This is a genomic window from Bartonella occidentalis, assembly GCF_037070875.1.
Taxonomy (GTDB): domain Bacteria; phylum Pseudomonadota; class Alphaproteobacteria; order Rhizobiales; family Rhizobiaceae; genus Bartonella.
The window spans coordinates 184,479-195,601 of the sequence record NZ_JAYMZJ010000002.1 but is presented as its reverse complement, the minus strand read 5'-3'; the positions used below and the strand labels follow the sequence as shown (position 1 = coordinate 195,601).

The following is an 11,123-nucleotide window of genomic DNA, read 5'->3' as shown; positions in this document are numbered from 1 at the left end:
TTATTTATATGATACACTTGAAAAAATAAATTTTAATAAATGTATCTATGCTAACATATTGATATGCTTAAGAGCATAGTTAAAAAGTGCAAATAAAACAGTTAAGGCGTTAAATTATGCGTACAGAAATAGAAACTTTGGTCGATGAAATTCAACAAGCAATTAAATTGCTAAGGAGGCATCTTTGACTGGGAACAGTCACTAAAACGGCTTGAATATCTTAATCAAAAAGCAGAAGATCCAACGCTTTGGCATAATGCCCAACAAGCAAAGGATATGATGCGTGAACGTCAAAGTCTCGAAGACTCAATAAATGGCATTCGATCATTTATGAAAACGCTTGAAGAATGTATTGAGTTGATTGCAATGGGCGAAGAAGAAAGTGATATGGAAATTATCACTGATGCAGAAAATGTAATACGTAATCTTAAAAACGAAATAGATAAAAAGCAAATTGATGTGCTTCTATCAGGAGAAGCAGATTCAAATGATACTTATTTGGAAATTCATGCCGGTGCAGGTGGTACGGAAAGCCAAGATTGGGCTTCTATGCTTTTACGCATGTATATGCGCTGGGCTGAGCAACATAAAATGAAAACTGAAGTATTGGAAATTCACGATGGAGAAGAAGCAGGAATAAAATCAGCAACTATTCTTGTAAAAGGGTATAACACGTACGGTATGCTGAAAACAGAATCAGGAGTCCATCGTTTGGTACGGATTTCTCCGTATGATTCGAATGCAAAGCGACATACGTCTTTTGCAAGTATTTGGGTTTATCCTGTTATTGATGATAATATTGAAGTAGATGTTTCAGAATCAGATGTTCGTATTGATACATATCGTGCATCAGGTGCGGGAGGGCAACATGTTAACACAACAGATTCTGCAGTTCGCATTACGCATATAAAAACGGGTATTGTTGTTCAATGTCAAACTGAGCGTTCCCAACATAAAAATAAAGCAACCGCATGGTCTATGTTGCGCGCTCGGCTTTATGAAGAAGAACTGAAAAAGAGAGAAGAGGAAACGAACGCTATTGAATCTTCTAAAACAGATATCGGGTGGGGACATCAAATTAGATCTTATGTTCTTCAACCTTATCAGCTTGTCAAAGATTTACGCACTGGCGTTGAAAATACTGATCCGCAATCCGTACTAAATGGCGACTTAGATGCTTTTATAGAGGCAGCACTTTCTAGACGTATTCACGGAAAAGAGCAAAAAATTGAAGATGTTGATTAAATTAACAGTCCTAATTCAATTTTTTGCCTAATCTACTAACTCAGCTCGTTAAACTCAAGTTATATCGGTTAGATAACAGAACTGACTTTGAAATAGCTTCATTTTACATGCGTATAAATAACCGTATTTATGAGCCATTATTGTGTAAAAGTGTGGCAGCGGCTAAAACTTTTTCTGCGTGTCCAGATACGCTAACTTTGCGCCACTCTTCTGCTATTTTCCCAGTTGAATCAATTAAAAAAGTGCTTCGTTCAACACCCATATATTTGCGCCCATACATACTTTTTTCAACCCAAACACCGTATTTCTCGAGTGTAGTTTTTTCTTCATCTGACACAAGGATAACATCAAGTTCATGCTTTGTTTTGAATTTGTTATGTTTATTAATATTATCTGGAGACATACCAATAACAACAGCACCGATTTCATCAAACTGTGTCTTCAATCGTGTGAAATCAACTGCTTCAGTTGTGCATCCACTTGTATCATCCTTCGGATAAAAATATAAGACAACCAATTTTCCTTTGAGGTCAGAAAGACATAACTTACTTCCACCATCACATGGTAAATTAAAATCAGGAGCTGAAGTACCTTTCATTGATTTTGTCATCGTTTTGTCTTTCTATTTTAGTGAATATAAAGCGTTAGAATACATAGAAAAAATAGCTATTCAACTGTTCTAAATATAATAATTAAAAAATTTTTATCTAAAAGATAATAGCAAAGGCACTTTAGAATTAAATTGGAAAACTAAATGATGGAAACAGTATCTATCACAATTATAACATGCATAAAAAACATAGAATGAAATAAAGGTTATTGTAGAGCTTTAATTAAAACGTGCTTTTTTTTACCAAAAGAAAGCTTAATCACTCCTGCTGTATTGACATCTTCTTCAATAATAAGGCGCGTCTCATCTTCAACAATTTGATCATTGACACGTACACCTCCGCCTTGGACATGTCGGCGAGCCTCACTATTAGACTTAGCCAGCCCTGCTTGTACTAAAAGGGTCAGTAATCCAGTGCCTATTTTTAATTCTTTGGTGTTAATTTCAATAGTTGGAAGATTGTCTCCTAAAGTTTTTTCTTCAAAAGTTTTACGAGCAGTTTCTGCAGCTGCATTTGCAAGGTTCCGTCCATGCAACATTGCTGTAATCTCTGTTGCAAGAATTTTTTTTGCTTCGTTAATTTCAGTACCTTTTAATGTGGAAAGCTTATTAATTTCTTCCATTGGCAATGTGGTATACAGCTTTAAAAATCGTATAACATCAGCGTCCTCTGTATTGCGCCAATATTGCCAAAATTGATAAGGTGAAAGCATATCCGCGTTAAGCCACACAGCACCATTCAACGACTTACCCATTTTTGCACCGGAAGAAGTGGTAAGTAACGGTGAAGTTAATGCATATAATTGAGGTGTGTTTAAAGAATGTCCTAATTCAATTCCATTGATAATATTACCCCATTGATCAGAGCCACCCATTTGTACGCGTAATCCATAACGCTTATAAAGCTCAACAAAATCATATGCTTGCAAAATCATATAATTAAATTCAAGAAATGACAAAGACTGTTCGCGCTCAAGCCTGAGCCTGACAGAATCAAATGACAACATACGATTAACGGAAAAGTGTTTGCCAATATCTCGCAAGAATTCTAAATAATTTAAATTGCATAACCATTCAGCGTTATTAACGATACACGCATCAGTTTTTTTATCGCCGAATGTTAAATAATTAGAAAATACCTTTTTAATACCAGCAATGTTTTTAGCAATATTATCTTGTGTAAGCAAACTGCGAGCTTGATCTTTGAAAGAAGGATCACCGATCATACCCGTTCCTCCACCTATTAAAATAATAGGTCTATGACCGGTTTTTTGTAACCAATAAAGCATCATAATTTGAAGGAGGCTTCCAGCATGCAGACTTGATGCTGTAGGATCAAATCCAATATAAGCAGTTACAACTTCTTTTGCAAAGAGTGAATCTAAGCCTTTTTCATCCGAAATTTGGTGGATAAAGCCACGCTCTCTCATAATATGTAAAAAATCAGATTTAAAGGGAAGCATGAATCTTTTCCTAACCAATTTGCGCTTGTTTTATAACCAGTTCTTAGTACCATAGATGGCATATAAACCACAAGAAGATCACAAGAGAATGAAAATACTAGACGTAAATATAACACAAAATTTATTTTATGCGTTATACGATCAAAAGAGTGATTATCATTAATTTTAGAAGGTAAATTTCTATTCTTGTACGTGGTAAGATATAAGAAAATACAAAACTCTTCTAAGGAGAAACTGAATTTTTTATAATGATCATTGTTCACTCTTTATAATGTTCTAATACTTCTAAGTGAGTAAAGATATTTCATTCGGCAGAATCGAAAGTTCCTTGATAATATGATTATCTAAATACTGTGCACATCGTTCAATAAGTTCTTTATTGTGTCCGCTAAAAAAATGATTGGCACCTTTTAATATTTCTTGCGTAATAACGATTCCTCTTTGCGTTTTTAATTTATCAACAAGACCTTGGACATCTTTGGGAGGGGCAACCTTATCTATATCGCCATGAATAATAAGCCCAGAAGATGGACAAGGGGCAAGAAATGAAAAATCGTAAATATTAGGTTGAGGAGCAACGGATATGAAGCCCTCAACTTCTGGCCGGCGCATTAAAAGCTGCATACCAATCCAAGCTCCAAATGAATATCCCGCTACCCAACAATTTTTAGAATCAGGATGTTGTGCTTGTATCCAGTCAAGTGCAGCGGCAGCATCTGAAAGTTCTCCTATTCCATAATCAAACTCTCCTTGGCTGCGACCAATACCACGAAAATTAAAGCGCAACGTAGTGAAACCACGTTGTTGAAACATGTAAAATAGATCATAAACAATTTTATTATTCATTGTTCCACCAAATTGAGGATGAGGATGCAGAATAATTGCGATTGGTGCATTTTTTTGTTGTGAAGGCTGATAGCGTCCTTCGAGACGGCCTGCTGGACCATTAAAAATAATTTCTGGCATTAAATGTTCCTTAAATGCTATTAGAGCTCTTCTTCATTGACCTTAGTCTATTTCTGCTATAGTAGTCTTTTTACATGATCATTTCATTTTAATGAACCGTTAGATATTCTGTTTTTTGTGCATTTTTCAAGAAAATTGCGCTATTTTTGAAAATCAATTTATAAGATTAATGATTGAGATGTAAAATGGGTATAAAACGCCGATATTTTGATCATAATGCAACCACACCGCTGACAAAAATGGCACGAGCAGCGTTATTAGAATCTTTGGAAATATTTGGGAATCCATCTTCTGTTCATACAGAAGGACGAGCTGCTAAGGCTTTATTACAAAAAACACGTCGGCAAATTGCTGATAGGCTCAATACAGACCCCAACCATGTTGTGTTTACATCTGGAGCAAGTGAAGCAGCAATGACTGTGTTAACACCATTTTATAATATGGGAAGCTCTAAGATACAATTTTCTCGCCTTTACATTGGGGCTACCGAACATCCATCTGTTGCAGAAGGGGGGCGTTTTTCTAAAGAATTGATCAGCATAATTCCTGTTGATCAGCATGGTTTAATTCAACAAGATAAATTAAGCTCTCTTTTAGCAATGCACGATAACATAAAAGGTCTCCCGCTCGTTGCTATTCAAGCTGCAAATGGTGAAACTGGTGTTATTCAACAAATAACATCAATCGCTGCTATCGTTCGGAATGCTGGAGGTATTCTGATTGTTGATTTAACACAATATGTAGATAAAAATTTTATTGATATTAACAAGATGGGAGGAGATTTTTTTATACTCTCTGCCCATAAGATTGGTGGCCCCAAAGGAGTTGGTGCTTTTGTTTCCTGTGGTGATCTTTTGATGCCTTGTCCTCTTATTGTCGGAGGAGGGCAAGAAAAAGGACTGCGTGGAGGGACAGAAGCTTTACCGCTCATTGCTGCTTTTGGGGCAGCAATCACTGATTGTTATACTCAAGAAGAAATAAATCGGTTAATTTATTTACGTAATAAATTAGAAGATGGGTTAGAAAAAATTAGTAAGGATGTTGAAATTTTTGGAAAAGAAGCGCAACGCTTGCCAAATACGACTTATTTTTCTGTGCAAAATATAAAAGCTGAGACCATGCAGATTGGTTTTGACTTAGCAGGATTTTCTGTATCAGCAGGTTCTGCTTGCTCTTCAGGAAAAGTAAAACAAAGCCGAGTTCTGGAAGCAATGGGGCATCATTCTTCAACTGGCGCGATTCGTGTTTCAACAGGACACAGCACCACTTCTGAAGATATTGATGATTTTTTATTGGTTTTTTCTCAAATTATAAATAATCATAAAAAATAGAGTTTATCATTTAAATTTAGAGTTATTTTAAAAAATAAAATAAGCTTAATTGAAACTTTTTCACTTTGCATGTAGTTTAAAAGATAAATTGCTTCTGTAATCTTGTGGGAACGATAATTATAGGTTCGTGATACCAAAAAAATGGAGAAAGTTAATGCCTGCAGTACAGGAAACAATACGCAAGGTACGTGAAATAGATGTTGATCAATATAAATATGGTTTTGAAACCAATATTGAGACAGATAAAGCTCCTAAAGGATTAACCGAAGATATTATTCGATTTATTTCTGCCAAAAAACATGAACCTGAGTGGATGTTAACGTGGCGTTTACAAGCTTTTCATCGTTGGCTTGCAATGGAAGAACCACATTGGGCGCGCATTCAATATCCAAAAATTGATTTTCAGGAGCTTTATTATTATGCTGCTCCTAAAAATCATGCAGGGCCAAAGTCTTTAGATGAGGTTGATGCTGAATTATTGTTAACTTATGAAAAGCTCGGCATTCCTCTCAAAGAGCAGGAAATTCTAGCGGGTGTAAGAAAACAAGGAGAGCCTTCTAACCTTGATGATAATATTTATGCTTCAGGGAAAGTAGCTGTCGATGCAGTTTTTGATTCTGTTTCTGTTGTTACAACATTTAAAGAAGAATTAGCACGTGCTGGTGTTATTTTTTGTTCTATTTCAGAAGCGATTATTCAACATCCCGACCTTATTAAAGAGTATTTAGGAGCTGTTGTCCCAGTTAGTGACAATTATTATGCTGCTTTGAATGCAGCTGTTTTTACAGATGGCTCTTTCGTTTATATTCCTAAAGGAGTTCGTTGTCCTATGGAACTTTCGACCTACTTCAGGATTAATGAGCGCAATACAGGACAATTTGAACGAACACTCATTATTGCAGATGAAGATTCTTATGTTTCTTATCTTGAAGGCTGTACTGCGCCTCAACGTGATGAAAATCAACTTCATGCTGCCGTTGTTGAACTTATTGCATTGAAGAATGCAGAAATTAAGTATTCTACAGTACAAAACTGGTATCCTGGTGATAAAGAAGGAAAAGGTGGTATTTATAATTTTGTGACGAAGCGTGGAGATTGTCGAGGTGATAATTCTAAGATTTCGTGGACACAGGTTGAAACTGGCTCTGCTATTACTTGGAAATACCCGTCTTGCTTGTTACGTGGAGATAATTCACGTGGGGAGTTCTATTCTATTGCTGTTGCAAATGGTTATCAACAAGTTGACTCTGGTACTAAAATGATTCATTTAGGAAGAAATACGTCAAGTCGTATTATTTCTAAAGGTATTTCTGCAGGCTTTTCCAATAATACCTATCGTGGCCAGGTCTCTGCACACCGAAAAGCACAAAATGCGCGGAATTTTACCCAATGTGATAGCTTACTCATTGGCAATGATTGTGGTGCTCACACAGTACCTTATATTGAAGCAAAAAATGCTACAGCTCAGCTTGAGCATGAGGCAACAACATCTAAAATATCTGATGATCAACTTTTTTACGTTATGCAACGAGGAATTCCTGAAGAAGAGGCTATTGCGTTAATTGTGAATGGTTTTGTAAAAGAAGTCATTCAAAAGCTTCCAATGGAATTCGCTATTGAAGCACAAAAACTCATTGGTATTAGTCTTGAAGGTAGCGTGGGTTGATTTATCCATAACGCAAAATAATATGCTAAGTACAAGTTGTGAGAACAGGATAACATTATGTTAGAGATAAAAAATTTGCGCGCTCGTATTGCTGGAACTGAAACCGAGATCATTCAGGGTTTAAATTTAACTATCCAAAATGGCGAAGTTGCTGCTATTATGGGACAAAATGGAGCAGGAAAATCTACTTTATCTTATTTGCTTGCTGGACGCGATGATTATGAGGTAACAGAAGGTGATATTCTTTATAACAAACAATCGCTTTTAGAAATGGATCCAGCAGAACGAGCTGCATTTGGCATTTTTCTTGCATTTCAATATCCAATGGAGATACCAGGTGTTGCAACAATGGAATTTTTAAAAGTTGCAATAAATTCTCAACGTAAAGCTCGTGGAGACGAAGAGCTTAAAACTCCTGAATTTATAAAACGCGTTAAAGAAGCTTCTTCGAAGCTTGATATAGATATGTCTATGCTTAAACGTCCTTTAAACGTTGGCTTTTCAGGTGGTGAAAAAAAACGAACTGAAATTCTCCAAATGGCTTTATTAGAACCAAAAGTTTGTGTTTTAGATGAGACAGATTCTGGTTTAGATATTGATGCATTAAAGATAGTTGCAAATGGTGTTAACAAGCTTCGTGATTTGGAACGTTCATTTTTGCTTATTACCCATTATCAGCGTCTACTTGATTATATTATTCCTGATACAGTGCATGTTCTTCATAAAGGTCGGATTATCAAAAGCGGAGATAAATCATTGGCACTTTATTTAGAAAAAAATGGATATGCTGATATTATTAATGAAGCAGCTTAAGGTTATTGGGATATGCGTATGAATTCACAACGAAAATTTATAGAAGTTGAAACAGATATTATCAATAACTTTAATCGATGTATTGATACTTTACCTGGGAATGAAGCAGTACGCACAATACGCAAAGAAGCTATTGAACTATTTAAAAAAGCACAGCTTCCTTCGCGTAAAATTGAGAATTGGCATTATACTAATTTGCGTGTTTTATTAAAAACTATCTGTGATTTTTTAGAAACAAATAACAGTGAGTTAGTTGACGCATTACTTCCAGACAATAGCATATTTTCTATTGAAAATGGCAGAACGGTTATAAAATCAGAAATATCAAATGTTTCAGCAGAAAGTTTTGCAGATGCATTGAAAAAAAATTGTGTAAAAATAGTTCCAGTCACTGTCGATGAAGATTTTATCGGGCAATTGAACACAGCTTTTGTTACAGATGGTTGGATTATTCAGATTCTTGAGAATACCAAATTAAATACTCCCATAGAGATACAAAATATTCAAAGAGGGGGGCAGTCTCATACTTTTTCAGAGATAAAAATTGGACAAAATAGCCAAGCTACTATTATTGAGCGCGAAATTGGTAATGATAAAGATACGTTTGTAAGTTCAATATTTTCGTTAGATGTTGCAGATCGTAGTGACGTCACATGGATCCTTATCAGGGATAGAGGAATAAATTCTACTCAATTTAGTCGATTACATGCGACACTTGGAGAAAATGCAAAATTATCGCTTTATATAATTAATATTGGCAGTCAGCTTAATCGTCAAGAAATTGATGTTGAGTTGCAAAAAGAAGAATCTAATTTTCAATTACGAACAATAAATTTATTATTTGGGAAAACGCATAGTGATCTTACAATGACAGTTCGTCACATTGCTGAAGGATCAACTTCAACAGAAATTGTTCGCAATGTTATTACAGATGAAGCGCATGGTGTATTTCAAGGAATGATACGGGTAGCACAAAAAGCTCAAAAAACGGATGCACGTATGGCTTGCAATAGTCTTATCCTTTCAGATGATGCAGAATTTAATGCAAAGCCTGAATTGGAAATTTTTGCTGATGATGTTGCATGTGGTCATGGAGCGACCGTTGCAAAAATTAATCGTGATCAACTTTTTTATTTGATGGCACGTGGTATTCCTTTTAAAACTGCTCAAGAAATTTTGATCAAAGGTTTTGTTTCAGAATTGATCGATGACATCCAGCAGGATAAAATTAAAACCATACTTGATGATGTTATTGTTCAATGGTTAAAAAAGAATATTTAAGGCAAAATAAAATGGAAAATGACGTACCAACGTTAAATTATGATGTAGAAAAAGTTCGCCGTGATTTTCCTATTTTACAATGTGATGTTTATGGAAAGCGATTGGCTTATCTTGATAGTGGTGCATCCGCACAAAAGCCACAATCAGTGCTTGACACGATGAATGATTTTTATCGACGCCATTACGCAAATGTGCATCGAGGAATACATTTTTTATCAAATGCAGTTACTCAGTCTTATGAAGATGCCCGAAAAACTGTTTGTACTTTTTTAAATGCTCAAACAGCTAAGGAAATTGTCTTTACAAAAAATGCTACGGAAGCCATTAATGCTGTTGCTTATGGATGGGGTATGTTTAAATTAAATGAAGGGGATGAAATTGTCCTCACCATTATGGAGCACCATTCAAATATTATTCCTTGGCATTTTATTCGTGAACAAAAGGGTGTTAAGCTTATTTTTGTTCCAGTCGATGAAAATGGCGTTTTGCATATTGAAGACTTTGAGAAAGCTTTGAGCAATAAAACAAAACTTGTTGCTATTACTCATATGTCTAATGTGTTAGGAACTATCCCTGCTGTTAAAGAGATTATTAAGTTGGCACACCAAAATTCCGTCCCTGTTTTGGTTGATGGTTCTCAAGGAGCTGTACATTTAACAGTTGATGTACAAGATCTTGATTGTGATTGGTATGTTTTCACGGGTCATAAGCTTTATGGTCCTACAGGTATAGGTGTTCTTTATGGTAAAGAATATCGCTTGGAGGAAATGCATCCTTTTCAAGGAGGGGGGGAAATGATTGAAGATGTGACTACCGAAAAAGTTCTTTATAATGCCCCGCCGTCTCGCTTTGAAGCAGGAACTCCTCCTATAGTCGAAGCTATTGGATTGGCTGCCGCTATTGATTACATACAAAGAGAAGATAAAAATGCTATTCATGCACACGAGGCAACACTATTAGCCTATGCTCATGAAAAGCTTGAAACGGTTAAATCATTGCGCATTTACGGTCGTTCGCCTCATAAAGGCGCTATTATATCTTTTGAAATAGAAGGTATTCACGCACATGATATTGCTATGTTTATTGACCGACAAGGTGTTGCTATACGTGCAGGAACACATTGTGCACAGCCTTTATTACGACATTTGGGCTTAACATCTGCTTGTCGTGTATCATTAGCAATGTACAATAATCATGAAGATATTGATCAATTAGTGGAAGCGTTAGAAAAAGCAAGGACATTTTTTAATGGCTAAATCAACTGAGCGATGTAGTTTTATTGAATCTGGTAATAAAGACAGCGAAAAAGACAGATCTTATATATCAGCAATTCCAGAAGCTGAAATTGAACGGATGACGAATGATATTATTTCTGCTTTAAAAACGGTTTATGATCCAGAAATTCCTGCTGATATTTATGAATTGGGACTTATTTATCGTATTGATATTGAAGATGATCGTTCGGTAAAAATTGAAATGACTCTTACAGCACCAGGATGTCCTGTTGCAGGACAAATGCCAGGCTGGGTGGAAGATGCTGTGAATGCAGTTGAAGGTGTTTCGCATGTTGAAGTGATCATGACATTTGATCCTCCATGGACACCTGATTGTATGTCAGAAGAAGCTCAAGTTGCTATTGGGTGGTATTAAAAGTTTTAGAAGATAGTTTTGTTTTACTTGTTCATGAATGAACCATTTTTATTTTTGGTAAGTACTTAATTTGAGTATGATTATATGAATTAACCAAT

10 protein-coding genes are annotated in these 11,123 nt (G+C 35.6%); 7 read left to right on the top strand and 3 right to left on the bottom strand.

From position 1 onward, the window contains the following. Positions 1 to 116: 116 nt before the first annotated feature. Positions 117 to 1,245, top strand: a protein-coding gene (gene prfB, locus WCP78_RS04375; protein ID WP_336279295.1) for a peptide chain release factor 2 whose coding sequence is annotated in 2 segments (ribosomal slippage) — positions 117 to 185 and positions 187 to 1,245 — 1,128 coding nt in all. Because the reading frame shifts where the segments join, the coding sequence is not laid out codon by codon here. Between the two features lie 127 nt (positions 1,246 to 1,372). Here the strand turns inward: prfB and WCP78_RS04370 are convergent. The 3 genes from WCP78_RS04370 to WCP78_RS04360 form a co-directional block, all read right to left on the bottom strand. Then, positions 1,373 to 1,855, bottom strand: coding sequence for a peroxiredoxin (locus tag WCP78_RS04370; RefSeq protein WP_336279294.1), 483 nt, complete (start codon positions 1,853 to 1,855; stop codon positions 1,373 to 1,375). Between the two features lie 206 nt (positions 1,856 to 2,061). Further along, positions 2,062 to 3,318, bottom strand: a complete 1,257-nt coding sequence (tyrS, locus tag WCP78_RS04365; RefSeq protein WP_336279293.1) for a tyrosine--tRNA ligase — start codon at positions 3,316 to 3,318, stop codon at positions 2,062 to 2,064. A gap of 285 nt (positions 3,319 to 3,603) precedes the next feature. Then, positions 3,604 to 4,284, bottom strand: coding sequence for an alpha/beta hydrolase (locus WCP78_RS04360; RefSeq protein WP_336279292.1), 681 nt, complete (start codon positions 4,282 to 4,284; stop codon positions 3,604 to 3,606). A 185-nt stretch (positions 4,285 to 4,469) separates the two neighbouring features. On the opposite strand from WCP78_RS04360, the gene WCP78_RS04355 reads away from it, so the two are divergent. From WCP78_RS04355 to WCP78_RS04330, 6 genes are all read left to right on the top strand, one after another. Further along, positions 4,470 to 5,615 (top strand): cysteine desulfurase family protein, encoded by a 1,146-nt coding sequence (locus WCP78_RS04355; protein WP_336279291.1) that lies wholly within the window; start codon positions 4,470 to 4,472, stop codon positions 5,613 to 5,615. Between the two features lie 154 nt (positions 5,616 to 5,769). After that, the gene (gene sufB / locus WCP78_RS04350; RefSeq protein WP_336279290.1) at positions 5,770 to 7,281 is read left to right on the top strand and encodes a Fe-S cluster assembly protein SufB; all 1,512 of its coding nucleotides are present in this window, start codon (positions 5,770 to 5,772) and stop codon (positions 7,279 to 7,281) included. A 57-nt stretch (positions 7,282 to 7,338) separates the two neighbouring features. Further along, positions 7,339 to 8,094, top strand: coding sequence for a Fe-S cluster assembly ATPase SufC (gene sufC, locus WCP78_RS04345; protein ID WP_336279289.1), 756 nt, complete (start codon positions 7,339 to 7,341; stop codon positions 8,092 to 8,094). A gap of 12 nt (positions 8,095 to 8,106) precedes the next feature. Then, a complete protein-coding gene (gene sufD, locus WCP78_RS04340; protein WP_336279288.1) occupies positions 8,107 to 9,375 on the top strand; it encodes a Fe-S cluster assembly protein SufD in 1,269 nt (422 codons plus the stop codon). Between the two features lie 11 nt (positions 9,376 to 9,386). Next, the gene (locus WCP78_RS04335; RefSeq protein ID WP_336279287.1) at positions 9,387 to 10,631 is read left to right on the top strand and encodes an aminotransferase class V-fold PLP-dependent enzyme; all 1,245 of its coding nucleotides are present in this window, start codon (positions 9,387 to 9,389) and stop codon (positions 10,629 to 10,631) included. Next, on the top strand, positions 10,624 to 11,025 hold the full coding sequence (locus tag WCP78_RS04330; protein WP_336279286.1) for an SUF system Fe-S cluster assembly protein: 402 nt from the start codon (positions 10,624 to 10,626) through the stop codon (positions 11,023 to 11,025). Before WCP78_RS04335 ends, WCP78_RS04330 begins: the two co-directional genes overlap by 8 nt. Positions 11,026 to 11,123: the final 98 nt, after the last annotated feature.